Annotated in this window: 27 protein-coding genes and 1 tRNA gene; 14 read left to right on the top strand and 14 right to left on the bottom strand. The window is 63.2% G+C overall.

Going from position 1 to position 26,818, the window contains the following annotated elements:
* Positions 1-2 precede the first annotated feature (2 nt).
* Positions 3-1,106 (bottom strand): NAD(P)/FAD-dependent oxidoreductase, encoded by a 1,104-nt coding sequence (locus tag LB571_RS10865; RefSeq protein ID WP_224594347.1) that lies wholly within the window; start codon positions 1,104-1,106, stop codon positions 3-5.
* Positions 1,107-1,210: 104 nt separating this feature from the next.
* Here LB571_RS10865 and LB571_RS10860 point away from each other — a divergent pair, with 104 nt between their 5' ends.
* Positions 1,211-2,461 (top strand): cytochrome P450, encoded by a 1,251-nt coding sequence (locus tag LB571_RS10860; protein WP_140787594.1) that lies wholly within the window; start codon positions 1,211-1,213, stop codon positions 2,459-2,461.
* A 50-nt stretch (positions 2,462-2,511) separates the two neighbouring features.
* Here the strand turns inward: LB571_RS10860 and LB571_RS10855 are convergent, their stop codons facing one another.
* The 6 genes from LB571_RS10855 to LB571_RS10830 form a co-directional block, all read right to left on the bottom strand.
* Entirely contained in the window at positions 2,512-2,856 is a 345-nt protein-coding gene (locus LB571_RS10855) for a cupin domain-containing protein (RefSeq protein ID WP_224594346.1), read from the bottom strand.
* A 6-nt stretch (positions 2,857-2,862) separates the two neighbouring features.
* Positions 2,863-4,143 carry an O-acetylhomoserine aminocarboxypropyltransferase gene (locus LB571_RS10850; protein WP_023773229.1) on the bottom strand — a complete coding sequence of 427 codons (1,281 nt, stop codon included), beginning with the start codon at positions 4,141-4,143 and terminating at the stop codon, positions 2,863-2,865.
* A 156-nt stretch (positions 4,144-4,299) separates the two neighbouring features.
* The gene (locus LB571_RS10845) at positions 4,300-4,821 is read right to left on the bottom strand and encodes a CoA-binding protein (protein ID WP_015318204.1); all 522 of its coding nucleotides are present in this window, start codon (positions 4,819-4,821) and stop codon (positions 4,300-4,302) included.
* On the bottom strand, positions 4,818-5,600 hold the full coding sequence (locus LB571_RS10840; protein ID WP_224594345.1) for an AAA family ATPase: 783 nt from the start codon (positions 5,598-5,600) through the stop codon (positions 4,818-4,820). The genes LB571_RS10845 and LB571_RS10840 overlap by 4 nt, the downstream gene beginning before the upstream one ends.
* Complete coding sequence (locus LB571_RS10835) at positions 5,600-6,022, bottom strand: VOC family protein (RefSeq protein WP_140717524.1); 423 nt, start codon at positions 6,020-6,022, stop codon at positions 5,600-5,602. Before LB571_RS10835 ends, LB571_RS10840 begins: the two co-directional genes overlap by 1 nt.
* A 4-nt stretch (positions 6,023-6,026) precedes the next feature.
* Positions 6,027-6,851, bottom strand: a complete 825-nt coding sequence (locus LB571_RS10830) for an enoyl-CoA hydratase (protein WP_224594344.1) — start codon at positions 6,849-6,851, stop codon at positions 6,027-6,029.
* 154 nt (positions 6,852-7,005) lie between these two features.
* Between LB571_RS10830 and LB571_RS10825 the strand changes: the two genes are divergently transcribed.
* From LB571_RS10825 to rpsI, 3 genes are all read left to right on the top strand, one after another.
* Entirely contained in the window at positions 7,006-7,470 is a 465-nt protein-coding gene (locus LB571_RS10825) for a PaaI family thioesterase (RefSeq protein ID WP_224594343.1), read from the top strand.
* Positions 7,471-7,685: 215 nt separating this feature from the next.
* Complete coding sequence (gene rplM, locus LB571_RS10820; protein ID WP_010915638.1) at positions 7,686-8,150, top strand: 50S ribosomal protein L13; 465 nt, start codon at positions 7,686-7,688, stop codon at positions 8,148-8,150.
* A gap of 1 nt (position 8,151) precedes the next feature.
* Positions 8,152-8,634: a 30S ribosomal protein S9 gene (gene rpsI / locus LB571_RS10815; RefSeq protein WP_015318209.1), complete on the top strand. Its 483-nt coding sequence runs from the start codon at positions 8,152-8,154 to the stop codon at positions 8,632-8,634.
* Between the two features lie 67 nt (positions 8,635-8,701).
* On the opposite strand, the gene LB571_RS10810 is transcribed toward rpsI, so the two are convergent.
* Positions 8,702-9,760, bottom strand: a complete 1,059-nt coding sequence (locus LB571_RS10810; protein ID WP_224594341.1) for a glycerophosphodiester phosphodiesterase family protein — start codon at positions 9,758-9,760, stop codon at positions 8,702-8,704.
* A gap of 231 nt (positions 9,761-9,991) precedes the next feature.
* On the bottom strand, positions 9,992-11,200 hold the full coding sequence (locus LB571_RS10805) for an acyltransferase family protein (RefSeq protein ID WP_224594338.1): 1,209 nt from the start codon (positions 11,198-11,200) through the stop codon (positions 9,992-9,994).
* Positions 11,201-11,323: 123 nt separating this feature from the next.
* Here LB571_RS10805 and speB point away from each other — a divergent pair, with 123 nt between their 5' ends.
* Positions 11,324-12,331 carry an agmatinase gene (speB, locus tag LB571_RS10800; protein ID WP_015318212.1) on the top strand — a complete coding sequence of 336 codons (1,008 nt, stop codon included), beginning with the start codon at positions 11,324-11,326 and terminating at the stop codon, positions 12,329-12,331.
* Positions 12,332-12,361: 30 nt separating this feature from the next.
* Complete coding sequence (gene argC / locus LB571_RS10795) at positions 12,362-13,288, top strand: N-acetyl-gamma-glutamyl-phosphate reductase (RefSeq protein WP_224531457.1); 927 nt, start codon at positions 12,362-12,364, stop codon at positions 13,286-13,288.
* A 308-nt stretch (positions 13,289-13,596) separates the two neighbouring features.
* Here the strand turns inward: argC and LB571_RS10790 are convergent, their stop codons facing one another.
* Complete coding sequence (locus tag LB571_RS10790) at positions 13,597-14,688, bottom strand: COX15/CtaA family protein (protein ID WP_224594335.1); 1,092 nt, start codon at positions 14,686-14,688, stop codon at positions 13,597-13,599.
* 153 nt (positions 14,689-14,841) lie between these two features.
* Between LB571_RS10790 and LB571_RS10785 the strand changes: the two genes are divergently transcribed.
* Positions 14,842-15,057 (top strand): DUF2842 domain-containing protein, encoded by a 216-nt coding sequence (locus tag LB571_RS10785; protein WP_015318215.1) that lies wholly within the window; start codon positions 14,842-14,844, stop codon positions 15,055-15,057.
* Between the two features lie 23 nt (positions 15,058-15,080).
* Here LB571_RS10785 and LB571_RS10780 read toward each other — a convergent pair whose 3' ends face one another.
* Positions 15,081-16,139 (bottom strand): polysaccharide deacetylase family protein, encoded by a 1,059-nt coding sequence (locus tag LB571_RS10780; RefSeq protein WP_224531463.1) that lies wholly within the window; start codon positions 16,137-16,139, stop codon positions 15,081-15,083.
* A gap of 89 nt (positions 16,140-16,228) precedes the next feature.
* Between LB571_RS10780 and LB571_RS10775 the strand changes: the two genes are divergently transcribed.
* Positions 16,229-17,458, top strand: coding sequence for a GNAT family N-acetyltransferase (locus LB571_RS10775; protein ID WP_224531466.1), 1,230 nt, complete (start codon positions 16,229-16,231; stop codon positions 17,456-17,458).
* A 79-nt stretch (positions 17,459-17,537) separates the two neighbouring features.
* Here LB571_RS10775 and LB571_RS10770 read toward each other — a convergent pair whose 3' ends face one another.
* Positions 17,538-19,856, bottom strand: coding sequence for a GumC family protein (locus LB571_RS10770; RefSeq protein ID WP_224531468.1), 2,319 nt, complete (start codon positions 19,854-19,856; stop codon positions 17,538-17,540).
* Between the two features lie 252 nt (positions 19,857-20,108).
* Here LB571_RS10770 and LB571_RS10765 point away from each other — a divergent pair, with 252 nt between their 5' ends.
* From LB571_RS10765 to LB571_RS10745, 5 genes are all read left to right on the top strand, one after another.
* On the top strand, positions 20,109-20,672 hold the full coding sequence (locus LB571_RS10765) for a polysaccharide biosynthesis/export family protein (protein WP_041163468.1): 564 nt from the start codon (positions 20,109-20,111) through the stop codon (positions 20,670-20,672).
* A gap of 10 nt (positions 20,673-20,682) precedes the next feature.
* Positions 20,683-21,813, top strand: coding sequence for a glycosyltransferase (locus tag LB571_RS10760; protein ID WP_224594333.1), 1,131 nt, complete (start codon positions 20,683-20,685; stop codon positions 21,811-21,813).
* Between the two features lie 86 nt (positions 21,814-21,899).
* Entirely contained in the window at positions 21,900-23,435 is a 1,536-nt protein-coding gene (locus tag LB571_RS10755) for an undecaprenyl-phosphate glucose phosphotransferase (RefSeq protein WP_140617042.1), read from the top strand.
* Positions 23,432-24,721: an O-antigen ligase family protein gene (locus LB571_RS10750; protein WP_140661953.1), complete on the top strand. Its 1,290-nt coding sequence runs from the start codon at positions 23,432-23,434 to the stop codon at positions 24,719-24,721. Before LB571_RS10755 ends, LB571_RS10750 begins: the two co-directional genes overlap by 4 nt.
* 36 nt (positions 24,722-24,757) lie before the next feature.
* A tRNA-Pro gene (locus LB571_RS10745) sits at positions 24,758-24,834 on the top strand.
* A gap of 99 nt (positions 24,835-24,933) precedes the next feature.
* Here the strand turns inward: LB571_RS10745 and LB571_RS10740 are convergent.
* Positions 24,934-25,395 carry a YbaK/EbsC family protein gene (locus LB571_RS10740; RefSeq protein WP_224594331.1) on the bottom strand — a complete coding sequence of 154 codons (462 nt, stop codon included), beginning with the start codon at positions 25,393-25,395 and terminating at the stop codon, positions 24,934-24,936.
* Positions 25,396-25,594: 199 nt separating this feature from the next.
* Entirely contained in the window at positions 25,595-25,879 is a 285-nt protein-coding gene (locus tag LB571_RS10735) for a helix-turn-helix domain-containing protein (protein ID WP_140717549.1), read from the bottom strand.
* 273 nt (positions 25,880-26,152) lie between these two features.
* Here LB571_RS10735 and LB571_RS10730 point away from each other — a divergent pair, with 273 nt between their 5' ends.
* A complete protein-coding gene (locus LB571_RS10730) occupies positions 26,153-26,767 on the top strand; it encodes a hypothetical protein (RefSeq protein ID WP_140661952.1) in 615 nt (204 codons plus the stop codon).
* Positions 26,768-26,818: the final 51 nt, after the last annotated feature.

Genomic DNA, 26,818 nt, shown 5'->3' with positions numbered 1-26,818 from the left:
GCTTAGGCCACCTCGGCCCGCAGCCAGGCCTTAAGACCGACGACATCGCCATCGCCAATGGCTTTGGCCACACGACGCCCGACCGCCGCGCCGAACTTGTAGCCGTGACCCGAGCACGCCGAGACGACCAGGCACTTGCCGGTCTCATGCGCCAGGAATCTCTCGTCATCGGTGAACGTATAGGCGCAGGTGACCACTTCGGTCACCTTGTACTCCTCGATGCGGGCGATCGGCGGCGAAAACAGGTTGCGGATCGCCTCGCCCTCGCCGGGCACCGGCTCGCGGTTCCAGTCGGCGTCGCTGGTCGGCACCTTGTGCAGGCCCGAGCCGAATTTCATGCCGGCGCCCCGCGTAAGCGGGATCATATAGCCGTCGGTCGTGCCGCCGACATCGAGAATGACGGGCGCCGCCTCCCAAGCGGCCCTGAGATCGGCCGGCGGCTCGACATAGGCGAGCGCGGTGCGAAAGGTCTTCAATTCGCCGCCGAGTTCGGGGAACAGCTTCAGCACCCAGGCGCCAGCGGTAACGACGATGCGGTCGGCCTGCATCGTCTCGCCGGATTCGAGCACGATATGGCCGGCCTCGGCATCGATCTCCGTCACCTTGCTGTGCTCGTAGACGTTGGCTCCATTGGCACGCAGCCATTTGGCCAGCCCGGCCGCTATTTTGCGGCAATGCAGCGCGCCGCCCTCGGGCGAAAAATAGGCGTAGCGGAACGAGCCGGCCTCAAGGAACGGCCAGCGCTCTACGGCTGCTTCCGGTCCCAGCAATTCGAAAGGGAATTTTCCCTCTTCCAGGCCCTCGCGGTATTCCTCGGCCTCGTCGCCGGGCTCGCGCGAAACGCAGACGAAGCCCCGCGCGTCGAGGTGGTTCTCGCCGAGATCGGCCCACATCTCGTCCCAGGCCTCGTAGGCTTCGGTGATCAGCAGCCCATAGCCGGTTCCAGCGCGGTAGGCGCGGCGGATGATGCGGTGATGGTCGCCCGATGCCGCCAGCGGATTGGGGATCGGCCCCTGCTCGACAACCGACACGGCGTGGCCCGCCTTGACCAGCGACCACGCCGTGGACAGACCGGCGATACCCGCGCCGACAACGATCACATTCATCCGTTCAGACCTTCCGCAACCCTACTGCCTGGCTCAATGCATCGGGCTGTCGGACGCAACATACGGTCTGGAACCGGGCTGGCAAGCCGCGCTATGGGTCTGGCATGACCAAATCGACGCTCTCCTATCTGGCCTTTGATCCAGCCACTCGCCAGCTCAGACTCGACCCGCGCGAACCGGCTTTCTTCCTGAACCCTTACGAGGCCTACGGCTTCCTGCACGAAGCCTCGAATGCGTTTTTCTGGGAAGAGTTCGGCTTCTGGTGCTTTGGCGGCTTCGGCGACGTCAACCGGCTGTTGCGCGACCGCCGTTTCGGCCGCCAGAACCCGGCCGGCATCCCCGACAGCCGCGGTGTCGGACAAGACAGGACCCATCTCAAGGCATTCGACGGCATCGAAGCCAATTCGATGCTCGAGCTGGAGCCACCGGTCCATACGCGGCTGAGAACACTGGTCAACCGGGCTTTCGTCTCCCGTCAGGTCGAACGGTTACGGCCGCGCGTCGAGGCGCTCGCCAACGAATTGATCGATCGTTTCGAACCTGGCAAGGCCGTCGACCTCCTGCCGGCCTTCGCCTCCCCGCTGCCAATCACCATCATCGCCGAAATGCTTGGCGTGCCGGTGGAGATGGGGCCGCGACTGCTCGACTGGTCGCATCAAATGGTCGCCATGTATATCCACGGCCGCACCCGTGAGACCGAGGAGACGGCCAACCGTGCCGCGGGCGAATTTTCCGATTTCCTGCGCGGCTACGTGACCGAACGGCGCAAGAAGCCGGGTGATGACCTGCTGTCGCTGCTGATCTCGGCCCAGGAGGACGACCAGAAACTGTCAGAGGACGAACTGGTCTCCTCGGCCATCCTGCTGCTCAACGCCGGCCACGAAGCAACCGTGCACCAGACCGGCAATGCCATCCACTCCATCCTGGCACAAGGCGGCGACCCGCGCCGCTTCTTTACCTCACCCGAAGTGACGGCAGCAACGGTCGAGGAATGCCTGCGTTTCGATGCGCCGCTGCACATGTTCATGCGCTATGCCTATGAGGAAATCCAAATCGCGCCCGGCATCGTCGTGCGGCCGGGCCAGACGATCGGACTTCTGCTTGGCATGGCCAATCATGATCCGCATGCCTTCGCCGAACCGCAGACCTTCCGGCCGGAGCGCACCGACCAGAAGAATGTATCATTCGGCGCCGGCATCCATTTCTGCATCGGTGCGCCGCTGGCCCGCCTCGAACTGCAGGTTTCGCTGAGGACCTTGTTCGAGCGGCACCCGCAACTGCATCTCGCCGAACAGCCACGCTTCCGCGACACTTACCATTTCCATGGGCTGGAACGACTTGCCGTCGATTTTTAGCTAGCGAGTTGCCCGGAAATCCGATCGGATTCTCGATATGTGATCAAGCTTCAAACCTTGATCACATACTCCTTGCGAGTCGTTTCAAGCACTTCCCAGCTTCCCTTGAAGCCCGGCCGCAGCACGAAGCTGTCACCGGCTTTGACGGTGCGCGCTTGGCCGCCCTCTTCGGCGATTACCGAAACACCTGAGAGAATGTGGCAGAACTCCCATTCTTCATAGACGATGCGCCACTTGCCCGGGGTCGATTCCCAGATGCCGGCATAGAGGCCGCCGTCGCGCTCCTCGACATTCCAGGTGCGGAATTTCGGATCGCCCGAGATCAGGCGATCCGGCGCCGGCGCGCCGGATTGGGGTTCGACGCCTTTGGTGTCGACGGAAAGAAACGCGGTCATATCAGGTCAGACCTTGGCGAGCGCCTGTTCGAGGTCGGCGACGATGTCGGTGACATCCTCGATGCCGATGGACAGCCGCACCGTGTCCGGCCCGGCACCAGCCTTGACCTTCTGTTCGTCGGAAAGCTGGCGGTGCGTGGTCGATGCCGGATGGATGACCAGCGACTTGGTGTCGCCGACATTGGCCAGGTGCGAGAACAGTTCGAGTGCCTCGACGAATTTGATGCCCGCCTCGTAGCCGCCCTTGAGGCCGAAGGTGAACACGGCGCCGGACCCCAGCGGCGAATATTTCTTCTGCAGCGCGTTGTTCTTGTCGCTGGGCAGGCCGGGATAATTCACCCAGGCGACCTTGGGGTGGTTGGACAGCCAGCCGGCGACCGTGATCGCATTGTCGCAATGACGCTGCATGCGCAGCGGCAAGGTTTCGAGGCCGGTCAGGATAAGGAAGGCATTGAACGGCGAGATCGCCGGGCCGAGATCGCGCAGACCGAGCACGCGCGCGGCGATGGCAAAAGCGAAATTGCCGAAGGTCTCGTGCAGCACGAGGCCGCCGTATTCGGGGCGCGGTTCCGACAGCATCGGGTATTTGCCCGACTTCGACCAATCGAAGGTGCCACCATCGACAATGACGCCGCCAATCGAATTGCCGTGGCCGCCCATGAATTTGGTCAGCGAGTGGACGACGATGTCGGCGCCATGCTCGATCGGCCGGATCAGATAGGGCGAGGCCAGCGTGTTGTCGACGATCAGCGGCAGGCCGTGCTTGCGGGCGATGTCGCCGATCTTCTCGATATCGACGAAGGTGCCGCCCGGATTGGCCAGGCTCTCGATGAAGATCGCCTTCGTCCTGTCGTCGATCTGGCTTTCGAAGGTCGAGATGTCGTTGGTTTCGGCCCAGCGCACCTCCCAGCCATAATTCTTGAAGGCATGGCCGAACTGGTTGATCGAACCACCGTAAAGCTTGTTGGCGGCGACGAAATTGTCACCGGGCTGCATCAGATTGTGGAACACGATGACCTGCGCGGCATGGCCGGAAGCGACCGCAAGGGCGGCCGTGCCGCCCTCGAGGGCCGCGACGCGCTCTTCGAGCACTGCCTGGGTCGGGTTCATGATGCGGGTGTAGATGTTGCCGAAAGCTTTTAGCCCGAACAGCGAAGCGGCGTGGTCGGCGTCATCGAAAACAAAGGAAGTCGTCTGGTAGATCGGCGTGGCGCGCGCGCCGGTGGCCGGATCGGGCTTGGCGCCGGCATGGACGGCGAGCGTGTTGAAACCTGGCGAACGGGTCACTGAAACCTCCCTTTGAACTTCCTAAATTGGCCGCGCATTCTTGGCGAAGGCGACGTGCGAATGCAAAGAAGAAAATACCTTTCGGCGCCGATCCTTCGATCACACCGCAGGATAATGCGGCGTTCCGCGGAATAATTTTGCGCCTCTGCGCCGCGCCTATTTCTGGCGCACGCCGAAACTCTGAAAACCCTGGCGCATCAGCGGCTTCTTGGACGACAGCACGCCGGAATTGACGCCGGTCCAGCCGATCTCGCCGGAGAGCTTGCCATACTCGATCTTGGGGCAGCGGTTCATCACCACCTTGATGCCGGCCGCTTCGGCACGGGCGGCTGCCTCGTCATGGCGTACGGCAAGCTGCATCCAGATGACTTTCGGCAAGGGATCGAGTTGCAACACCTCGTCGACGATGCCGGGGACCGCCGCGGCATTGCGGAAAATATCGACCATGTCGATCGGCTCCGGTATGTCGGCCAGCCTCGCATAGGTCATTCGGCCGAGGATTTCCTTGCCGGCCTGGCCAGGATTGATCGGGAACACCGAAAACCCCTTGGCCAGCAGGTATTTCAGGACGAAATAGCTCGGCCTGACATCATTGGCCGACGCCCCGACCATGGCGATCGACTTCACCGAATTGAGGATGCCGCCGATATAGGCGTTGTCGTAGCTATCGTGATTCATGCGTCGTCCTCATACAACGCCTCGGCGAGAAAACCATCCGGGTCATTGCTGAAATCGCGCAGCATGCGGAAGTGGTCCGTATCGCGAAAGTCGGCAGGCTCGAGCCCAAAGCGGCTGATGCGGAACAGCTGCGCGCCGGGACAGGCCATCAACAGCGGCGAATGGGTCGCCATGATCACCTGCGCGGTGCCCGATTGGTCCATGCGCCGCAGCATCTTCAGCAATTCGATCTGGCGCGTCGGCGAAAGCGCGCTCTCGGGCTCGTCGAGGATATAGATGCCTTGCCTGCGGCAGCGCTCCTCGAAGAAGCGGATGAAGCCTTCGCCATGCGACCAGGACAGGAAATCCGGCGGCGGTGGCTTGAACGGATCTTCCAGCGCTGCCTGGTCGAGGTAGCGGGCCACCGAGTAGAAGGATTCGGCGCGAAAGAACCAGCCGGCGGTGACTTTTGGCAACCAGTGGCCACGGAAGGTGTTGGCCAGTGCGGCGCCACTCTCGTCGATGGCGCCAGAATGGTCGACCGGCCGGTAGCCCTTGCCGCCGCCCGCTTCGTCATAGCCGGCCAGCGCGCCGATCGCCTCGAGCAGCGTGGATTTACCGGTGCCGTTCTCGCCGACGATGATGGTGATGGGCGTGGTGAATTCGAGCTCGAACGCGTGGCCGCGAAACAGCGGCAGGTTCCACGGATACTTTTCCCAGTCCGTAACCCGCTCCCGGTCGAGCAAAATCCGTTTGAGGTACGGTGCCTTGAGCCGTGTCAGTTGCTTGCGGTAGGCCATCAATCAGGCAGCGAAATCGTGCCGTCGTCCGCGATCGGAAAGGCCGGGTTATGAGCCACCTCCCAAACATGCCCGTCGGCATCGGCGAAGTACCCATACCAGCCGCCCCAGAAGGCGCGGCCGGCCGGCTTGATGATGCGCCCGCCGGCCTTTTCCGCCTGCGCCAGCACTTCGTCGACCTCGGCATCGGAGCGGGTGTTGTAGGCGAGATAGACGGCCGAGGGCGCCTGGGCGAAGGTGATACCGGAGTCCTCCTCGGCGCTGGGGCGCGGGAACAGGCCGAGGATGGCGCCGCCCATCTGGAAGAAGGCGACACCGTCGGTGATCCCCGCGTGGCGCTTCAGACCCATCGCCTCGTAGAAGCGCACGGCGCGATCCAGATCTTCGGTGGCGATGGTGATGATGGAAATGCGCGGTTCCATGATCCTATTCGTCCGTCCATTCCGGCTTGCGCTTGCCAATGAAAGCGCCGATGCCCTCTTCCGCGTCCCGCGCCAGCATGTTCTCGACCATGACGCGGCCGGTATAGGCATAGGCATCGGCCAAGCCCATCTCGGCCTGCGCGTAAAAAGCTTCCTTGCCGGTCTTGATCACCAAAGAGGATTTGGAAGCAATGGTTTGCGCGTATTTGGTGACAATCTGATTCAGGTACTCGCGCGGCACGACCCGGTTCACGAGGCCAAACTCCTTGGCGGTCGCGGCGTCGATCGTCTCGCCGGTCAAGAGCATCTCCATCGCCTGTTTGCGCGAGACGTTGCGCGACAGCGCAACCATCGGCGTTGAGCAGAACAGGCCGATGTTGACGCCCGGCGTGCAGAAGGTCGCCTCATGCGAGGCGATCGCCAGGTCGCAGCTGGCGACCAATTGCAGGCCGGCGGCTGTCGCCAGGCCGTCCACCTCGGCGATGACAGGCAAGGGATGGCGCACGATCGTCTGCATCAGCATGGCGCAAGCGGCAAAGGTCTCTTCGAAGAAGGCCTTGCCGCGATCGGCATCGGCACGCCGCGCGGTCATTTCCTTGAGGTCGTGGCCGGCGCAGAACACCTTGCCGGCCGCCGACAGCACAATAACGCGAACGGCCTTGTCCGCCTTGGCGCGTTCCAACTCCGCCACGAGCGCCGCCATCACCGAAAGCGACAGGGCATTGGCGGGCGGATTGGCGAGCGTCAGGCGCAGCACGCCCTTCTCCCGTCTTGTCGTGACCGGGCCCTCGTCGGCGGCAGCAGGCTTGATGGCAAGGATTTCGGCCATGGCTAAGGTCTCCGCGATTCCGGTGGTGCCGGCAGAGTATCTAATATCGGATCGGGTTTCGTCCAACACCCATCGCTTGCGCCAGCATGATGTATATGTTGCCAGAAACACCCGGCTGCGCCCATACAGGCTTGGCGCAGAACGAGAGACCGATATGCCCGCCCAGACCAACCTCAAGCCGGTGCTGACCGCAACGCAGATCAATTTGTTGATGGAAACCGTCTTTCCCCAACTCAACGAGAGTGCCGCCGCCTACGAGGCGATCGACGTGTTTCCAGGCGGCTGCATCGTACGGCTCAATGCCGGTGAACGGCATTTGCGTCCCGGCGGCACGGTGTCCGGCCCTGCCCTGTTCACGCTGGCCGACATTGGCGGCTATGTCTGCGTGCTCAGCCATGCCGGGCCGGATGCGCTCTCGGTCACCACCAACCTCAACATAAATTTCGTGCGTAAGGCCGAGGTCGGGCCGATCGATGGCCATTGCCGCATCCTGAAGCTCGGCAAGAGCCTGATGGTGTTCGACATTGACATCGTCGCCGGCCCGGAAGGACACACGATCGCGCATGCCACGGGCACCTACTCGATCCCGCCGCAGCGCGCCGCCAATGTGGTAAAATAATACCTTTAGTCCAACATGCTGTTTCTACAGCCTTTTCTGCGCTACAGGACTTTTCCGCTACCTTGACGCAGTTACTCCGCTCGCCTATAAGCCTTCACGAAGCAGCGGCCCGCAAAGGCCGCCGTTTTGTTATTGGCTGATGACAAGCGTCTTTCGCCAATCCAAGCAACAAGAAACGCCTTCACTCCCGAAGGTCAGAACCGAGAGCAGAAAACATGACAACCTTTTCGCAGAAGCCTGCGGATGTGGTGAAGAAGTGGATCCTGATCGACGCCGAGGGTCTCGTCGTCGGCCGTCTCGCCACTGTCATCGCCAATCATCTTCGCGGCAAGCACAAGCCGACCTTCACCCCGCATGTCGACGACGGCGACAATGTCATCGTCATCAATGCCGACAAGGTGGTGTTCACCGGCAAGAAGTTCACCGACAAGGTCTATTACTGGCACACCGGCCACCCCGGCGGCATCAAGGAGCGCACCGCGCGTCAGCTGCTCGAGGGCCGTTTCCCCGAGCGTGTCGTCGAGAAGGCCGTTGAGCGCATGGTTCCGCGTGGCCCGCTCGGCCGCCGCCAGATGAAGAACCTGCGCGTCTATGCAGGTGCCGAGCATCCGCATGTCGCCCAGCAGCCAGAAGTCCTCGACGTGGCCAAGCTGAATTCCAAGAACAAGAAGGTCGCATAAGATGGCTGAGCTTTCCTCGCTCGCAGAACTGGGCGCCGCCACCGGCAACACCAACACGCAGGCCGCCGCCCCCGTCCACGTCCAGAAGCTCGACAAGTCGGGCCGCGCCTACGCCACCGGCAAGCGCAAGAACGCCATCGCGCGCGTCTGGGTGAAGCCGGGTTCCGGCAAGATCGTTGTCAACGACAAGGAATTCGCGACCTATTTCGCGCGTCCGGTCCTGCAGATGATCCTCAACCAGCCGATCATCGCGTCCAACCGCTCGGGCCAATACGACATCATCGCCACCGTCGTCGGCGGCGGACTTTCCGGCCAGGCCGGCGCGGTGCGTCACGGCATCTCGAAGGCGCTGACCTATTACGAGCCGGCGCTGCGCGCCGTGCTCAAGAAGGGCGGCTTCCTGACCCGCGACAGCCGCGTCGTCGAGCGCAAGAAGTACGGCAAGGCGAAGGCCCGCCGTTCCTTCCAGTTCTCGAAGCGCTAACCGTTTCGAATTTTCGGACAATCGAAAAGGCCGCCTCCGAGCGGCCTTTTTGCTTGGACGCGGCGGATCAATTGATGCTGGCGGTCGCGGCTGGCTCGATGCGTTCGCTCGTGCCGGCATAGGGCACCCGATAACCATTCGCCGCCAGCCAGCCGATCGCCGCTTTCGGCTCGTCGGTCTGGATGATGGTGGCGCCACGATCGGCCCAGAAGCCCCAGGCTTCGCGCGGCAGGCTGGCCTGGACCGCCAGTTCGTCGCCACGGCCGCCGGCGAGGAAACCGCCTGGTTTGTTGACGATGGCATAGGTGTCGGCCCAGATATGCCAGTCGCCCCTTACCGCCTCGGCGCGCATGCGCGTGCTGAACAGCGGCCCGCCGGTTTCGGTCAGCGTCTCGGCGCCCGCCCGCCAGTTGATCAGTTCGATCGCGCGCGGCGCGAAGACGTGGTCGACCGTCGAGGCGAAGCCCGCATCATGGACCGCGTCATCGGCGATGATCGGCATGAACTGGAAGCCACCGCCTGCGGCAGTCATGGCCGCCTTCACCGTGCTGATCCTGTTCTGGTCCCAAAGGTTTTCCTTGACGATGACTTGCTCGGCCATGCCGAGTTCGCGCGCTATCGCGATCATGCCCGGGAGGTCGCCGACTTCGAGCTTGTTGTCGAGATTGATGAGGATTCTGTCCCGTGTCGCCATCAGCATCTCGCGCAATGTCGAGACGGTCTCGTTGGTGACGGCATGGGTGCCCTCGATCACCAGCCGGCATCTCTTCAACTCGGCCAGCGTGTAGTTGATGACCTCGCCCTTGCAGGTGGTCGTGCGGTCGAGCCAGCTGTCATGCATGACGATGAACGCGCCGTCCTTCGAGCGCCGGATGTCGACCTCGACGATTTCAGCGCCGATCGCGATCGAGCTTTCCACGGCGGCAAGCGAATTCTCCGCATAGAGCGTCTTGCCGGCCTGCATGCTGCCGGCGCGATGGGCGGCCACCATGACATGGTCGCGCCACTGGTTGGCATGTTCGAAGCGGTCGAGGACCTGCCTGGCGCGGGTTTCGCCGGCCAAGGCTTGACCGCAAGTGGCAGAGAGTGCCGTGGAAAGCAGAAGGCTCAGCCAGATCGTCCGCATCGAGAATCGCTCCTTGCCGGATCGAGCCGGGGATAAGCGACATCGGTGACATCCCGGTGAACGAAGCCGGCTAAAGCGCGTCGCGTCGAAACGCATTTAGGCGCCGCGCTTTACAGCGTCGCGGCGAATCGGATTCGCCCGACCGCTGTAAGCTCCTGATTTTATGCATGTCGTCTTGCCCAAACCGAGCTCAATTTGGGCGACATGCATTAGCGGTTGGACGGATGCGGGTCAGATGCGCTTCGACAGCCGGCGGAACCAGGCCATCGCAGGCATTTCGACCAGGCGCCATGTCACCCACGACACGGCGATGGTGGCGGCGAACATGACGACGATCGCCACGGTCCCCGTCCAGCCGGCGCCAAAGCCGGTCGCGGGCTCGCCACGCAGTACGATGTCGCCAACCAGGCCGAGGCCGAGTTTGCGCTCGACCAGCCCGGCGACATTGATCAGGCGCGCCTGAACGAAGATGTGGACCATGTAGATCGAATAGGACAGCGCGCCGAGCGTCAGCATGAACGGCGTCCTCAGCAACGCGCTGATCCAGCCGCCTTCATGGGCGAAGAGAAACAGCGCCAAGGCGAACACCAGGGGCGCGGCGATGCCGGCGTCATTGTCGCCCGCCAGCGAGACAAAGAGAGCGATGACGACCACCATGACGATTTCGGCAACAGTCCAGCTCATCCTCGGGCCGTTTGCGGCCAGAACCTGTCGCGCTCCTGCAATGGAATCATGCTGAAACCAGGCCAGCAGGGCGCCCAGCGAGAAGCCGTAGAGGCAGCGGATGAAGCCGAAATCATAGGACACATCCATATGATGCGTGGAGAAGCCGAGCAGGAACAGCGGCGCGGTGACAGCGGCGGCGACCAACCATATCCAGGCGCGCGCGCCGGCGATGAAGAGCACGCCGGCAAACAGGAGATAGGCAAAGAACTCGGCCGAGATGCTCCAGCTCGGAGCGTTCCAGGTCAACCGATCCTCGAAGCCGACACCTTGCAGCAAAAGGAGATTGGCAGCCAAGCTCCTGAGGTCGAAGCCACCGGTGAAAGGAGCAGCGCCCGTGCCATGCAGCTGCGGCAGCACGAGCCGCAGCAGCTCGAAGGCGGCAAAGGCGGCAATCATGACCAGATGCAGCGGATAGATGCGGCCGAAACGGACCAGCGCGAAGCGGCAGACCTCCTGCGTGCGGCCGAGCCGATCGGCATAGCTGGAGGCGATGACGAAGCCGGAAAGGACGAAGAAGAAGTCGACGAAGAGATAGGACGAACCGATAAAGCTGCTCTGCGAGACCGTCGAGGCGGTCGGGAAATGAAACAGCGCCACCAACAACGCGCAGATGCCGCGCCACGAATCGAGAACCCGGAACCGATCGCCGGCGATCGTACCGGTGTGGGTCGACACCACGGCATCCGACGGATTAAGAAACGCGGTCTGCGTCATGATGATACAAGTCCTGTCTTGCCGTGGCACCCGGGCGGCGCGGTTTCGTCTCCCCAAGCCGTGACTGGCATCTTCCATGCCGGTTCTGTAGTTGTTGCACCCCGATGAAAACGAGGACCCGTAATGGCGACCAACACCATCGACCATGCCTTCACCGCCCGCTCCAAAACGGGTGGCGCCCTCGAGCCGACCTACTCCGGCGCGCTGTCTTTCATGCGGCGCAAATACACCAAGGACGTGAAGGGCGCGGATGCGGTGGTGTGGGGCATTCCCTTCGACGCCGCCGTCACCAACCGACCGGGCGCCCGGTTTGGGCCGCAGGCGATCCGCCGCGCCTCCGCGATCCTCGACAACGACCCGCAATACCCGTTCTCGCGCGATCTGTTCGAACACCTTGCCGTGGTCGATTATGGCGATTGCCTGCTCGATTCGGGCAACCATCAGAAGACGCCCGGCACGATCGAGCGCGAGGCGGCCAAGATCCTGAAATCAGGCGCCTTCCTGCTGACGCTCGGCGGCGACCATTTCGTCACCTGGCCACTGCTCAAGGCGCACGCCGCCATCCACGGACCGCTGGCCTTGGTGCAGTTCGACGCCCATCAGGACACATGGCCCGATGACGGCAAGCGCATCGACCATGGTTCCTTCGTCGGCCGCGCGGTCAAGGAAGGCATCATCGATCCCGATCGCTCGATCCAGATCGGCATTCGCACCCATGCGCCCGACACATTCGGCATCAAGATTCTCCATGGCCATGAAATCGAGGAAATGCGCGCCTCCGACATCGCCTACGCGATCGTCGATCGCACCGGTGGCAAGAAGACCTATCTGACCTTCGACATCGACTGCCTGGATCCGGCCTATGCGCCGGGAACCGGCACGCCGGTTTCGGGCGGCCCGTCGTCGGCGAAGATCCTGTCGACGCTGCGCCAGCTGAACCAGGTCGATATTGTCGGGGCCGATGTCGTGGAGGTTGCGCCGGCCTACGATCACGCCGATATAACGGCGATCGCCGGCTCGATGGTGGCCATGCAATATCTCGGCCTGCTGGCCGAGCGAAAGGCCCGGCTCGAGGAGCTGAACAACGGCAACCACAATGGTGCCACGGTCAATCATGGCAACGGCATATAATTTCGAGATATCAGGGAACTTGATCAGGCAATGAAACCGAAAATCTTCATCGATGGCGAGCACGGCACCACCGGCCTCCAGATCCGGGCGCTGCTTGCCGAGCGCGGCGATCTGGAGATCATTTCCATCCCGATCGAGCGCCGCAAGGAAACGGCCGCCCGCGCCGAATTCCTCAACGCCGCCGATATCGCGATCCTATGCCTGCCCGACGATGCGGCCAAGGAAAGCGTCTCGCTGATCGCCAACGAAACCACCAAGGTCATCGATGCGTCGACCGCGCATCGCGTGGCCGAAGGCTGGGAATATGGCTTCGCCGAACTGGACAAGGAGCAGGCGAAAAAGATCGCCACGGCCAAGCGCGTCGCCAATCCCGGCTGCTGGCCGCAGGGGCCGATCGCGACGCTCAGGCCACTGGTCACCGCAGGCCTGCTGCCGGCCAGTTTCCCGATCGCGGTCAACGGCATTACGGGCTATTCGGGCGGCGGGCGCCCGATGATCGAGGACTACGTCGCCAAGGGCGAGGACGCCTCGGAATTCCTGCCCTATGGCCTGACCCTGCAGCACAAGCACGTGCCGGAATTGAAGGCCTATGCGAAGCTGTCGCATGATCCGATCATGCAGCCGGCGGTGGGCAATTTCGCGCAAGGCATGATCACGGTGGTGCCGTTGCAGCTCGGTGGCCTCGACCGCGTGCCGACGGGTGCCGAACTTCACGCCGCCATTGCGGACCATTTCGCCGCGATCAAGGACGGCGTGGTCGAGGTGGCGCCCTATACGCATCTGGAACGCGTGCCTGACATCGATCCGGAGATCTACAACGGCACCAACCGCATGAAGGTCTATGTCTTTGCCAACGACAGCAGAGCCCAGGCGCTGCTGCTGGCGGTCTACGACAATCTCGGCAAGGGCGCTTCGGGTGCGGCCGTCCAGAACATGGACCTGATGCTCGGTCTCTGATGGATGCACCAGCCTTTCCAGCGCGCTGGAAGGTCAGCGAACCGGAACTCATGGCCGAGACCTTTTCGAGCGGCATCTGGAAGGTGCGGCTCGAGGACGGCTCCCCAGACCGCCAGGTGCATATCGCCGTCGCCCCGGCCAGGCTCGATGCGCTCAAGGCCGCTGACAGGGTTGCCAAGGCAAATCAGGACCAGGCGGCCAGGCCGACCAGGACAAATCGGCACCATCCGCCGCCGCACTGCGTCAGGCTGAATTCGACGGCGAGAAGACGACCCAGTCGAACGAATTCTGGATGTGATCGGCTGCACTCAACGTCCGACGGCAATCTCGTTGGGTAAGGGATAGGCGCCCTTGGTGCCGCGCCAATGCGCGGCGGCAAAGCCCAGCACGACGAGCGCGAAAGCCTGATGGGTCAGCGCCATGTGCAGTGGCACCTGCATCAGCAGCGTACCAATACCGATCGAAGCCTGCACCAGCACTAGAACGAACAACAGTGTCGCGCGTCGCGGATGCGTTGAGCCGGGCAGACGCAGACGCGTGGCGATCATGTGCCAGAGCGCGACGGCGAAGACCGTATAGGCGCCAAGCCGATGGATGAACTGCACCGTTTTCGGACTTTCGAAGAAATTGCGCCACGCCGGCTCGAGCACGAGCAGATCGCCGGGGATGATCCGGCCGTCCATCAGCGGCCAGGTGTTGTAGCTCATGCCGGCGTCGAGACCGGCAACCAGGCCGCCGAGATAGATCTGGACCAGCGCCAGAAGCACGATGAAACCAGCCAGCCGCTGCGTCGAGCGATCGGCCGCGGGCTCGGAATGCGGCGCAAGGCCACGCGCGACGACCATGGTCGCGGTAAAGATAAGTGCCGCCAGCGTGAGATGCGTCGCCAGCCTGTACTGGCTCACCGACACGCGGTCGACCAGGCCGGACGCCACCATCCACCAGCCGATGGCCCCCTGCAGGCCGCCGAGAAGCAGAATGCCGACCAGTTTCGGCCCAAGGCCGCGCTCGATGCGACGCGTCGCCCAGAAGACCAGCAGCGGCAAGGCAAAGACCAGGCCGACGCTGCGCGCCAGCAGGCGATGCGCCCATTCCCACCAGAAGATCGACTTGAACGCCTCGACGCTCATGCCCTTGTTGAGTTCGGCGTATTGCGGGATCTGTTGATAGCGCTGGAATTCCTCCTGCCACTCGGCGTCGTTGAGCGGCGGGACGACGCCATGGATCGGCTGCCATTCGGTGATCGAAAGGCCGGATTCGGTCAACCGCGTGGCGCCGCCAACCAGCACCAGCGCGAACAGCACCAGGAGCACGACGTAGAGCCAGCCGCGCACGAGCGCCCGGTTGTGCAGGTCGCGGTCGCGGGCCTGATAGGGCGCGGCGGCGGTGATGGCGGCCATGGATATGTCCCGGCAGGTTGAATGTCGCGGATTGGTGAACCATCGCACTCCTGCTGGCAAGGCCGCGCAGCGCGGCACGCCGTCGCGCCCGGTGTCGTGGGTTGCGCGTGCCTTGCGTTCGGCCTAAGCGGTAGCCATCAACGAGGCCAAGACATGCCCATTCGCCTGAAAAAACTGATCGGAATGTTCCTGCTGTTGGCGCTGGTCATCATCTACGCGCTGGTCGCCTCGATCTTCGCCGTCGCCCGCCTGTCGGAATCGGGCGCACTGGTGCAATTCCTGTTCTTCCTCGTCAGCGGCCTGCTCTGGGTGCTGCCGGCAATGGGCATCATCAAATGGCTGATGCTGGAGCCGCGGACTAAGCGCTGAGCCCTGCCCGGTCATGTCTTACGTCAGACTGTAACAAGCATCTTGCCGGCATTGGCGAGCGGGGTCGTCACGCCCGACAGCATGGTGCGGATGTGGGCGAGGCTCTGGTAGCGGCCATTGACCGAAATGCGCGGCAAGGCATGCAGGAAGCCGGCATGTTCGGCGCGAAGCACGCCGTGGCGGGTGGTCACGGCGGAAGCATAGCCGGCGTCGCGCGCAAAGCCCACTTCGCGGCAGCCAACGGCGCTCGCATAGCCATAGGGATAGGCGAAATGGCGCGGCTCCTCGCCAAGCCCGGTCCGCAGCATGTCCTTGACGGCGCCGATCTCGCGCCGCGCATCGGCCTCGGAAAGCCGCTTCAGATTGCTGTGGCTGATCGTGTGGGCGCCTATCGTCACCAGCGGGTGCGCGGCGACGGCTCGGATCTCATCCCAGTTCATCAGCGTGCGCAGGCGCGGGGCGTCGGCGTCGACGCCATTCGACGCGGCGAGACCGCGCAGCACGGTCCGCAGGTCTTCCTCGCGGACCTCGGTGGTGAAATAGGCATGCAGGCGGGCGATGGCCTGATGTTTCCTGGCGGGGGTCCCGCAATCGATCACCGCAGGGCCGTTCGATGTGGCCAAAGTCAGGCGGTCGCATGCATTGACGATATCCTCCACCACATCCCACCAAAGGTGGGCGGAGCCATCGATCAGCCCGGGCGCCACATAGATGGTGAGCGGCGTGCCATGCTTTTCCAGCACCGGCAGGGCCTCGGTCATGTTGTCGCGATAGGCATCGTCGGCGGTGATGGTGGCGAACCGGCCGCCCTTGCCGCCTGCCTCGATACGCTCCACCGCTTCATCCATCGAAACGAAGGCATAGCCGCCCGCTTTCATGTCGGCGATCACGGCATCGAGGAAACTGGGCGCGATGTTGAGGTGCCGGTTGACGCTGTCGGGCTTTTCGGGCGTCGCCGTCACGCGATGCAGCATCAGGATGGCGCCGATGCCGCCGACAAACGGCCTGGCCAGCGGTGCGAGGCCGGTATAACGGGCGACGTTGAGCGCCAGTTTCCGGATTGCCTCCCCACCGTCGATCATTCATTCACCTTTTGCGCCTAGGCTAACCAAGCACGGAATACGCCCGAGCGCCCCCCAAATCGGGATCAATACGCCTTAAGGATTGAGGTATGGTTGACGCAATCGCGTCATTCGACGGCAAGCGGCTCGCGGCGAGCCAGGCCACGCCACGCACACTACCCAGAAATGCCGCGGGGCCGTCGGTTTCCATTGCCGCCGCCGAGGGGCTCGCGGCATATGCGACGTTCTGTCGTTCGGCGCTCTGTGCTCCAGCGCAAAGTGCGGCATGGGTGTTGAACTGGGCCGCCGAGGTCAGGCCCGACCTGCTCATTGCCACGCTGGAACTGGAGGGCAAGCCGGCCTTCGCACTGGCGTTGGAGGTGGTCAAGCGCGGCCCGTTGCGGGTCGCCCAGTTCATGGGCGGCCGCCACGCCAATGGCAATTTCTGCGCCGCCGAACCGCAATGGCTGGCCAGCGGCGACCTCACAGCCATCCAGTCGATGCTCGCGGCGATCGCAAGATTCCGGCCCGATATCGATCTCATCGCGCTGGAAAGATTGCTGCCCGATCTCGACGGCACCGCCAATCCGCTGGCATCGCTCGATCACTTCGCCAGCCCCAATCTTTCACTGGCCGTCGATCTCAGCGGCGGATTCGATGCGCTGCTGTTGCGCGCCAGCGGCAAGCGCAAACGCAAGAAGCATCGTTCGCAGACGCGCAAGTTCGAGGCTGTCGGTAGCTACCGGCGCGTCGAGGCGAGCAGCGACGGCGATGTGGAGAGGCTGCTCGACGCGTTCTTCGAGATGAAGGAACAGCGCTTCCGCAAGATGGGCATCGCCAACGTCTTCGGTGACGACCGGACACGCGCCTTCTTCCGCGGGCTGTTCAAGCAAGCACTTGGCGAGGACAAGCCTTGCTTCGTGCTGCACGGGCTGGAAGTCGCCGGCAAGCTGCGCGCCGTCACTGGAGCGAGCCGCTCGGGCAGGCGGCTGATCTGCGAGTTCGGAGCGATCGCCGAGGATGATCTTGCCCACACCAGCCCGGGGGACTTCCTGTTCTTCGACAACATCCAGGATGCCTGCCGGAGCGGGTTCGCGGTTTATGATTTCTCCGTCGGAGACGAACCTTACAAGCGGTTATGGTGCGATATCGAAACCCGGCATTTCGAGGTTCTCGTCCCGCTGACGCTCAAGGGCCGTGCGCTGGGACAGGCGCTTCGGCAGGGCGCGCGACTGAAGGCCTTTGTCAAGAACAGCCCGGCAATCTGGAAGCTCGCCAAGCTGCTGCGCCGCAAGGCCGTTGGACAGACAGCGCCCGTGCCCACGGAAGACGAAAACTAGCCCCAATACGCCACAGGATATTCGATGTGACGACGCTGGAACTCGAATAGACCTGATGGGCCTCTGAACAGCTGTTATCTCAAGCAGCCGAACGCCGCCCCGGCACCGGATTCCCTGGCGGCTCGTGGCCGAGCGGCGTCACCAGCGTCAGGTCGGGATAGCCGCTCTCGATCAGCTTGACCGCGGCCTGCGTCACCTCGTCGTCGGCCTCCAGCATGGACAAGAACACCTCGGTGGCCTCACCGCCCAGACGGCTGATGCCTTGTGCATCGGCCGGCCCGCACTCGACCACCACCAGATCGTAGGCTGTTGTCAGCGACTGCATGATGATCGGCAGCCGATCGGCGGCACGCATGGCACGGATCGGATCGGCGGTGCCGACGGGGATGACATGGCAGTCGGAATAGAGGTCGCCATGGATCACGTCGCTGAACTGCGCCTGCGACGCCAGCAGATTGGTGATGCCGGGGAAAAGCCCGCTGTCCAGCATCGGGCGCGAGGCAGCCCCTGAGGCAGTGAGGTCGAGCAGCAGGACGCGCAGTCCGGCGTCGGAAACCTCGCGCGCCACCAGGATCGCCGACGCCGCCGCTTCATCGCCCTCGGGGGAAACGAATATGGCGCGCGCGGCCCCGCTGGCGATCAGCTTCTCGGCTGCCTTCTCGACGTCGATCTCGCCGAGCACGGAGCGCGGCCGCCGAACCTCCACGGGTTCCGGCTCAGCCATGGGCTCAGGCTCTGCCACGGGTCCAGATTTGGTCAAGGATTCGGATTTGGTCAAGGGTTCAGGCTCGACGATAGGCTCCGCTTTGGCGACGGGCTCGACCTCGGCGGCGGGCCGCGGCTGGGCCGGTGTTTCGGTGACCGTTTCGGGCCATGATACGTCGGCGGTGCGAGTGGCGCGCTCAGTGGCGACAGCCGGTTCGAGGCGGGTGGACGGCTCCTGATAGGCGGCCGGCGGCATCGTCACCTCGTCGATCGGCTCAAACCGCGCGCCCCTGGCCGGGCGCATGGCACGGCCCGAGAAAAGCTCCCGCAGCAGCGTGAACACGGCCGCCAGCAGAAGGGAAGCCGCGGCGGCAGCACCGACGATCGGCCCGACCTTGGGGAAGTATGGCTCTGCGGGGACCGAAGCCGGTGAGGCGATGCGGGCGTCGACCGGGATATAATTGCGATCCTGACGCGACGCCGCCTCGCGATAATTGGTCAGGTAGAGTTCGAGCTGCTGGCGCTTGGCGGCGGCATCGCGCTGCAGCGCGTCGAGACCGACCTGCTGCTCACCGGCCTGCGCCGAAGCAGCCTTGAGTGTGTTGACGTCGGCGACGAGCTGGCTTTCGCGCGCCTTGGCGGCATCGGCCTGCATCGCCAGGCCCTTCATGATCTTCTGGGCTTCGCTGCGGATCTGCGCGTCGAGATCGGTCAGTTGCGATTTGGCCGCGCGAACACGCGGATGATTGTCAAGCAGCGTCGTCGACAGATCGGCGATGTTGGCGCGCAGCTCGACCTGGCGCTCCCGCAAGCGCTGGATCAGATCGGAAGACAGCACTTCCGGCAGCGAATCCAGCGATCCGCCGTTCTGCAGCGCCTTGCGCACGCTCTCGGCCGTGCCTTCGGCCGCGGCCCGGTTGGCCCGCACCCGCGACAACTCGGTCGACAGCTCGGCCAATTGCTGGGTGGCCAGGGTGGAATTGTTGCCGCCCATCAGGAGGTCGGACTGCGAGCGGTAAGCCGCGACCTTGGCTTCGGCATCCCTGACCTGCTTGGACAGGTCGGCGATCTCGGGCGCCAGGAAGTCGGCGGCGGCGGTGTTCGATTCGCTCTTGGCCGCGCCCTGCCCCGCAATGTACGCGGCGGCAATGGCATCGGGGATGGCGGCCGCGAGCTTCGGATCTTCCGAGGAGAACTCGATGGCAATGATGCGAGTCTTTTCAACACCGTAGACGTTGAGCTTCTCGCGCATCTTCTTCAGGACACGTTCATCGGCCGGAACATCCATCGGGTCGTTCTTAAGGCCAAGCAGGATCAGCACGCGACTCAGCGACGACATGTTGATCGTCTCGTCAAACTCGGGCAGTCGCGACAGGCCGAGCTTCTGCGCGACCTGCTTGAGGATCTCGTTGGACGAAATTATCTGGACCTGGGTGGCAACGCCCTGCTCGTCGAGGATCGGCTTGTCGCTGTCTGGATTGCTGCTGGCGGGCCGCGTGTAGACCGATTCTCGCGGGGCGATCTCCACCTGCGTCTGGGCCTTGTAATGGCGGGTCGCGAACGACGCAGCCACGAAGGCAAGCCCCGTCACCACCAGAACGAAGACCAGAATCCGCAGCCAGTTGCGTCCCAGGCTGGCGAAGAGCTGCCTAAGATCAACGTCGACGTCTGCGGCCGCGGATTGAACGGACATGCATCCCACTCCGAAACTGGATCAGCATGCACCGTAAACAACTATGGTAACCCAGCCGTTAAGATCACGGTAAGCTTCCGTTAGGATTTTGCCGGGGCCGACAAAAAATCGATAAAATAGCAAAACCTTGCCTGCTAAAACGCTATTGGCGCGCTCCTTTACCGGCCATTAACCCTAACAGGATGATAACGGACCCGATCCCAGATGTTTGCTGCGACATCGCAGCGGCCAGTCGAAGGTACCTGTCCGGTCATGAAAAGCACTGCTTCCCTGTTTCGCGCACTGCTTGCCGTTTCGATGCTCGCCGGCTGTTCCAGCTACAGGCCGACGCCGGCCGCCTTCCACGAGGTCCTCGAACAGCCCTATCGCCTCGGCGCAGGCGACCGGGTCCGCGTCACTGTGTTCGAACAGGAGGGCCTGACCAACAGCTACAGCGTCGACCAGTCCGGTTATATCTCCTTCCCGCTCGTCGGCGCCATACCGGCACGGGGCCATACCGCGCAGCAGATGGAAAAGGAGATCGCCGACAAATTGCGGCAGGGCTATCTGCGCGACCCCGACGTCTCGGTCGAGATCGATCGTTACCGGCCGATCTTCGTCATGGGCGAAGTGGGCGCCGCCGGCCAGTATTCCTACGTGCCCGGCCTGACCGTGCAGAAGGCCATCGCCATTGCCGGGGGCTTCACGCCACGCGCCAACCAGGAGAGCGTCGACATCACCCGCGATATCAACGGCAAGGTGATAACCGGCCGTGTGGTCACCTCCGATCCCCTGCTGCCGGGAGATACCGTCTACGTCCGCGAACGCCTGTTCTGACAGACACCTCGTGGCGGACAAGCTCAGGATCGTCCACTGCTTTCGCTCACCCGTGGGAGGAATTTTCCGGCACGTGCGAGACCTGGCGGAAGCGCAGGTCGCCGCCGGCCACATGGTCGGCATCGTCTGCGACTCGACCACCGGCGGTGAATTCGAGGAGCGTCTTTTCGGGCAGATGAAGGACATGCTGGCGCTCGGCATCCATCGTACGCCAATGCAGCGCCATGTCGGCCCAGGCGACCTCGCCTCGGCCCGGCGCACCTACAGGATCATCAAGGAATTGCGGCCGGACGTGCTGCACGGACATGGCGCCAAGGGTGGCGCCTATGCCCGTCTGTTCGGCTCATTGTTGCGGGTATCAAGGTCTCGCGTAGCCCGCCTCTATTCGCCGCATGGCGGCTCTCTCCACTACGACGAGAACACAGCCACCGGAAAGCTGTTCTTCGCGCTCGAGTATCTCATGGCGCGCTTCACCGATTGCCTGCTGTTCGTCTCCGACTACGAGCGGCGGACCTACCGCAGGAAGGTGGGCGAACCGCCGATCCCGAACACGCTGGTCTACAATGGACTTCGCACCACCGAATTCGAGCCGGTAGCCGCCAGGGCCGATGCGGCTGATTTGCTCTATATTGGCATGATGCGGGACCTCAAGGGCCCGGATATCTTCATCGATGCCCTGGCCGCCGCCGCTCCCCGGCTCGGCCGCGCACCGAGTGCGGTGATGGTCGGCGACGGCGACGACCTGCCCCGCTACCACGCGCAGGTGAAACGCCTCGGGCTTGAAGACAATGTCCGTTTCCTGCCGCCAATGCCGGCCCGGGAGGCCTTTGTGCTGGGGGCGCTCGTCGTCGTTCCTTCGCGCGCGGAAGCCATGCCCTATACCGTGCTGGAGGCACTTGCCGCGGCAAGACCTGTTATCGCGACCTCGGTCGGCGGCATACCGGAGATTTTCGGTTCAAGCTCCCCCGCCCTGATTCGCCCGGATCCGGCCGAGCTCGCCGACAAAATGAGCCAGGCGCTGGGCGACCTTGCCACCTATCGCCGATTGATGCCTGACGAATCCACGCTCAGGGCGCGCTTCGGCGCCGACGTCATGGCCGCCGAAATCGAGAAGGCCTACTTCGCCGCGCTCGCAAGCTAGCTCAGGCCCGTCCAAAGCCACAGGTTGTTTCAAGGGTTTCTTAGCTCTCTTTTGCTAATCACCCTGGGAAGCTTGCGGACTGTTCCATGAACGAGATCGACCCCGCGCACCGCTTTTCATCAGAAGCGGTGCGTCACTTCGACGGGCCTGCCGATGGCGACAAGCCCGGCGGCATGAACGACGTTGCCCGGCAGGTCGCGTCGCAATACCGGCGCGATACGATGTCGCCGATCATGGTCAGCGGCGTGCTGCGCATGGTCGAATTCGCGGTGCTGTTCGTCTCGGGGCTCGGCGTCTATTTCTACTATGTCGGATTCTTCAATTATCTCGCCTGGCAATATCCGCTGACGATCGCCGCCGCATCGTTCCTCGCCGTGGTGCTGCTCGATGTCACCGATTGCTACCAGGTGGTGTCCCTGATGCGGCCGCTCGCCAATTTTGGGCGCATCCTGCTGGTCTGGGCCGGCACCTTCGCGCTGATGGCGCTGACGGCATTCGCCATGAAGATGTCGCAAGACTATTCGCGCCTGCTGTTCGGCACCTGGTTCGTCGTCGCCTTCATCTGCCTCTACGGTCTCAGGCTGGTGATGTCGAGGCTGATCCGGCGCTGGGCGCGCGATGGCAGCATGGAACGGCGCGCCGTCATCGTCGGCGGCGGCAAGGCGGCGGAAGTGCTCATCCGCTCGGTGGAAAAGCAGCCTTACAACGACATCCGCATCTGCGGCATCTTCGACGATCGCAACGACAAGCGTTCGCCATCCCTCGTCGCCGGTTATCCCAAGCTCGGCACGATTTCGGAACTGATCGAATTCGCCCGCATTGCCCGCATCGACATGCTGATCGTGTCGTTGCCGCTGACCGCCGAATCGCGCGTGCTGCAATTGCTGAAGAAACTGTGGGTGCTGCCGGTCGACATCCGGCTGTCGGCGCATTCCAACGCGCTGCAATTCCGTCCGCGCGCCTACTCCTACATCGGTTCAGTACCGATGCTCGACATCTTCGACAAGCCGATCAACGATTGGGATTCGGTCGCCAAGCGCGCCTTCGACATCATCTTCAGCCTCATCGGCATCGTCGTGTTCTCGCCTGTGATGCTGGCCGCCGCGATCGCCATCAAGCTCGACAGCAAGGGACCGGTGCTGTTCAAGCAGAAGCGGCATGGCTTCAACAACGAGATCATCGAGGTCTACAAGTTCCGCTCCATGTACACCGACCGGTCGGATCCGACCGCCAAGCAGACGGTGACCAAGAACGATCCGCGCGTCACCCGTGTCGGCCGCTTCATCCGCAAGACCTCTATCGACGAACTGCCGCAGTTCTTCAACTCGCTGCTGGGCTCACTGTCGCTCATCGGTCCGCGCCCGCACGCCATTGCCGCGCAGTCGCACAACCTGCTCTACAACGAGGTGGTCGACGGCTATTTCGCGCGCCACAAGGTCAAGCCCGGGGTCACCGGCTGGGCGCAGATCAATGGCTGGCGCGGCGAGATGGACACCAATGAAAAGATCCGCATGCGGACGGAATACGACCTTTACTACATCGAGAACTGGTCGCTGCTTTTCGACCTGCGGATCCTGTTCCTGACGCCGGTCCGGCTCTTGAACACGGAAAACGCCTATTGAGCGCGATCAGCCATGATCTGCCGCGCGCGGCGGTCAACGCCAAGCTGATCACGCTGATCTCCTCGAGCGCGGTCGTGCTCGGCATTCTTCTGTCCGGCTTCGTCATCAGCGAGCCGGCGCCTTACGAAATCTACATGGCCGCGCTGATCGCCATCTGGGCACTGTTCGGCCTGAGGATATCGCGCGCGGCCATGCCGCTTCTGGTGCTGCTGGTGACGATGAACATCGGCGGCATGATTTCCATGACGCAGATGGCGGATCTCGCCAACACGCCGCTTTATCTTGCCGTGTCGCTGTTTCTCGCTTTCAGCGCGGTGTTTTTCGCATCGGTTACGGCCACGCAGCCGAACCTCTACCGGCTGATCTTCAATGCCTATGTCGTTTCGGCGGTGGCGACGTCGCTGCTTGGCATAGCGGGCTATTTCCACGCCTTCCCCGGTGCCGAAATTTTCACCAAATACGACCGCGCCGCCGGCGCCTTCCAGGACCCGAATGTGTTCGGGCCGTTCCTGGTGCTGCCCGGCATCTATCTGCTCTATTTGCTGCTGACGGGCCCAGTCACGCGTATGCCGCTGCTGGCTGTGCCGCTGCTGATCATCAGCGCCGGCATTTTCTTCTCCTTCTCGCGTGGTGCCTGGGGCATGTTCGCGGTCTCGGCCATCCTGCTCACCGGCTGCCTGTTCCTGCAGAGCGCCAGCGGCATTTTCCGGCTCCGGGTGGTGATCATGACGATCGCCGCGCTGTCGCTGCTGGCCATCGCCATCGTCGTCATCTTGCAACTGCCCGGCGTGTCGGAGATGTTCTCCAACCGCGCGCATCTGGAACAGAGCTACGACACCGCACGCCTGGGCCGCTTTGCCCGCTACACGCTCGGTTTCCAGATGGCGATGGAGCACCCGTTCGGCATCGGGCCGCTGGTCTTCGGCACGATCTTCGGCGAGGACACACACGACATCTGGCTGAAGATGCTGATGGACTATGGCTGGCTCGGCTTCGTCTCGTTCCTGACGCTGGTCATCTGGACGATCTCAGCCGGATTCCGCATCCTGCTGCGTGACCGGCCATGGCAGCCTTACCTCCTATGCGCCTACGTCGCCTTCATCGGCAATGTCGGGCTCGGCACCTTCATCGACATCGACCACTGGCGCCATATGTATCTACTGCTCGGCTTGATCTGGGGCGCCATAGCGCTCGAATACCGCCATCAGCGGCTATTGCGGCCGGTATTGCCGGGTCCACCAGCCATCACATCGGCACCGGCACGATTAACGCCGAATTTCGGTTGACCCGAGCCGGGTTATCACGATACATCGCGACCGGTCCGGAGTGTAGCGCAGCCCGGTAGCGCACTTGACTGGGGGTCAAGGGGTCGTCGGTTCGAATCCGGCCACTCCGACCATTTTGAAGCAGGACTTGCCCCCAAAAGTCCGCCCTGCCGCATCACCCAATTTTCGAATCGCGTGTTCCTTTGCCCGCCGGCTCTGGATTGGATCCGGCGCTACGCTTGGCACACATCGACCCACTCGGCATCGGTAAGATCGGCCATGCGCTGTGCTACAATCCGGACAGCGGCATTGGTGGCGCCGGCGGCGGGGACGACTTCGTCGAATTGGCGCAGCGAGACGTCGCAATAAACCGGCAGCGGCGACGGCAGGCCGAACGGGCAGACACCGCCGACCGGATGACTCGTGGCAGCGACAACCTCTTGCGCGTCCAGCATGCGTGGCTTGCCGCCAAACTGGTCCTTGAACTTGCGGTTGTCGAGCCTGGCGATGCCGCTGGTCACGACCAGCATGGTGCGCTCGCCGACGCGAAGGCAGATCGTCTTGGCGATCTGCGCCGGCAACACACCATGCGCCTCCGCCGCCAGCGCCACCGTCGCCGAACTTGATTGCGTGACGACGACCTCGATATCAGGCGCGCGAGCCGCGAAGAAGGCACCGACGGAATCCAGACTCATGTCGAAAAACTCACGGTTCAGACCCGCTGCACGGCGGATGCGTTTGGCGCGGATGGATGCCGCGTATGGACACGTGCGATCTGCAAATCGGCAAGTTCTGCAAATCGGCAAGCCCGGCCTGCAGGCGAACGCCATGGCGTCCACAAGAAACCCGCCAAGCGACCTTGGCGGGTTTCTCGCGCATGCCCTGGCGCCGATTCTATGCCTGAGGCCGGCCTTGTGCGGCCAGCGTCGGTACGGCGGAAGCAATAGGAGCATCCTGCGGCAGACGAAGCGCGGACGCAATACGACGCAGCTTCGCCGGGTCGGCCGCCCGGCCGCTCTCGATGTCCTCGATCTCTTCGACCGAGAGGCCGCAGGTCAGCGAAAGCGCTTCGAGGCTGTACCCGCGCGTTTCCCGCATTGCCCTGAGGGCGTTGTAGTCCGGTCCGATCTCGTTGGCTAATGGTTCGGAGGGGGCGTGGCTTTTTGCATTGTTGGGCATTGGCAACTCCGTTGGCTGAAAGCGTTTGATCAAAATGGGATGTTGCCTGAGACGAGCAGGAAGATGCCCTCTCGCCAGCGATTTGCCAAGCGCCAATCTGGCCGTCACGGCATCGTGACCCGGATGCCATGAGGCTGCCACGCCCTGTCCCGATCAAGTTGTTTTGAACGCGCGAGCGGGTTTTGCCCGGCAGTTTCGCCCCACCCGTTCGTTATCTCGACGTCGCTGGCGTGAACCATTCCTTCCAGCCAGCCTTTCCCAAAGGATACTCCAATGAGCCTCAAGACACCTCTCCTCGTGCTCGGCACGATTTCCATGCTTTCCGGCATCGTCATGGCCAGCGCGCAGGCGGCGGACACATTGCGCGTGCGCGGCACGGTGGTCAGTTTCGAGCCGTCGCTGCTGACCGTGAAAACCCGTCAAGGCGACACGGCCGCGATCAAGCTGAAAGACGGCTGGAAGCTTTCAGGCGTCGCCAACGCATCGGTAAAAGACATTAAGCAGGGCGATTTCGTCGGCATCGCCTCCGTCTCCAAGGCTGACGGCGGCAGCGGCGCGCTGGAAGTGGTGGTCTTTCCAGCGGCCTTGAAAGGCACTGGAGAGGGTGATCGCCCTTGGGACCTGGAGCCGAACAGCCGCATGACCAACGGCACCGTCGCGGACGTCACCGACATAAACGGGCGTGCCGTGACGCTGACCTATGACAATGGGCAGACGAAGAATATCTCGATCCCCGATGGAACGCCTGTCGTGACTTTCGCGCCGGCCGCCCCGACCGATCTCAAACCAAGTGCGACGGTCTTCGTTACCGCTCAGCGCGAGGCGGACGGCACGCTGAGTTCCAGCCGCGTCGTGGTCGGAAACAATGGTGTGATCCCGCCCATGTAAGCCAAAGCAGCCGGCTTCGGCCCTGGCAATCATGGGGCAGGAAGCCGGTTC

The sequence above is a fragment of the Mesorhizobium sp. BR1-1-4 genome (assembly GCF_020165375.1).
Taxonomy (GTDB): domain Bacteria; phylum Pseudomonadota; class Alphaproteobacteria; order Rhizobiales; family Rhizobiaceae; genus Mesorhizobium; species Mesorhizobium australicum.
This window is presented reverse-complemented; position numbering and strand designations above follow the sequence as displayed.

Excerpts from the sequence above, each read along its gene's own strand:
- LB571_RS10865 (WP_224594347.1), bottom strand. The coding sequence starts at position 1,106 with ATGAATGTGATCGTTGTCGGCGCGGGTATCGCCGGTCTGTCCACGGCG.
- LB571_RS10860 (WP_140787594.1), top strand. The coding sequence starts at position 1,211 with ATGACCAAATCGACGCTCTCCTATCTGGCCTTTGATCCAGCCACTCGC.
- LB571_RS10855 (WP_224594346.1), bottom strand. The coding sequence starts at position 2,856 with ATGACCGCGTTTCTTTCCGTCGACACCAAAGGCGTCGAACCCCAATCC.
- LB571_RS10845 (WP_015318204.1), bottom strand. The coding sequence starts at position 4,821 with ATGAATCACGATAGCTACGACAACGCCTATATCGGCGGCATCCTCAAT.
- LB571_RS10840 (WP_224594345.1), bottom strand. The coding sequence starts at position 5,600 with ATGGCCTACCGCAAGCAACTGACACGGCTCAAGGCACCGTACCTCAAA.
- LB571_RS10835 (WP_140717524.1), bottom strand. The coding sequence starts at position 6,022 with ATGGAACCGCGCATTTCCATCATCACCATCGCCACCGAAGATCTGGAT.
- LB571_RS10830 (WP_224594344.1), bottom strand. The coding sequence starts at position 6,851 with ATGGCCGAAATCCTTGCCATCAAGCCTGCTGCCGCCGACGAGGGCCCG.
- LB571_RS10825 (WP_224594343.1), top strand. The coding sequence starts at position 7,006 with ATGCCCGCCCAGACCAACCTCAAGCCGGTGCTGACCGCAACGCAGATC.
- rplM (WP_010915638.1), top strand. The coding sequence starts at position 7,686 with ATGACAACCTTTTCGCAGAAGCCTGCGGATGTGGTGAAGAAGTGGATC.
- rpsI (WP_015318209.1), top strand. The coding sequence starts at position 8,152 with ATGGCTGAGCTTTCCTCGCTCGCAGAACTGGGCGCCGCCACCGGCAAC.
- LB571_RS10810 (WP_224594341.1), bottom strand. The coding sequence starts at position 9,760 with ATGCGGACGATCTGGCTGAGCCTTCTGCTTTCCACGGCACTCTCTGCC.
- LB571_RS10805 (WP_224594338.1), bottom strand. The coding sequence starts at position 11,200 with ATGACGCAGACCGCGTTTCTTAATCCGTCGGATGCCGTGGTGTCGACC.
- speB (WP_015318212.1), top strand. The coding sequence starts at position 11,324 with ATGGCGACCAACACCATCGACCATGCCTTCACCGCCCGCTCCAAAACG.
- argC (WP_224531457.1), top strand. The coding sequence starts at position 12,362 with ATGAAACCGAAAATCTTCATCGATGGCGAGCACGGCACCACCGGCCTC.
- LB571_RS10790 (WP_224594335.1), bottom strand. The coding sequence starts at position 14,688 with ATGGCCGCCATCACCGCCGCCGCGCCCTATCAGGCCCGCGACCGCGAC.
- LB571_RS10785 (WP_015318215.1), top strand. The coding sequence starts at position 14,842 with ATGCCCATTCGCCTGAAAAAACTGATCGGAATGTTCCTGCTGTTGGCG.
- LB571_RS10780 (WP_224531463.1), bottom strand. The coding sequence starts at position 16,139 with ATGATCGACGGTGGGGAGGCAATCCGGAAACTGGCGCTCAACGTCGCC.
- LB571_RS10775 (WP_224531466.1), top strand. The coding sequence starts at position 16,229 with ATGGTTGACGCAATCGCGTCATTCGACGGCAAGCGGCTCGCGGCGAGC.
- LB571_RS10770 (WP_224531468.1), bottom strand. The coding sequence starts at position 19,856 with ATGTCCGTTCAATCCGCGGCCGCAGACGTCGACGTTGATCTTAGGCAG.
- LB571_RS10765 (WP_041163468.1), top strand. The coding sequence starts at position 20,109 with ATGAAAAGCACTGCTTCCCTGTTTCGCGCACTGCTTGCCGTTTCGATG.
- LB571_RS10755 (WP_140617042.1), top strand. The coding sequence starts at position 21,900 with ATGAACGAGATCGACCCCGCGCACCGCTTTTCATCAGAAGCGGTGCGT.
- LB571_RS10740 (WP_224594331.1), bottom strand. The coding sequence starts at position 25,395 with ATGAGTCTGGATTCCGTCGGTGCCTTCTTCGCGGCTCGCGCGCCTGAT.
- LB571_RS10735 (WP_140717549.1), bottom strand. The coding sequence starts at position 25,879 with ATGCCCAACAATGCAAAAAGCCACGCCCCCTCCGAACCATTAGCCAAC.
- LB571_RS10730 (WP_140661952.1), top strand. The coding sequence starts at position 26,153 with ATGAGCCTCAAGACACCTCTCCTCGTGCTCGGCACGATTTCCATGCTT.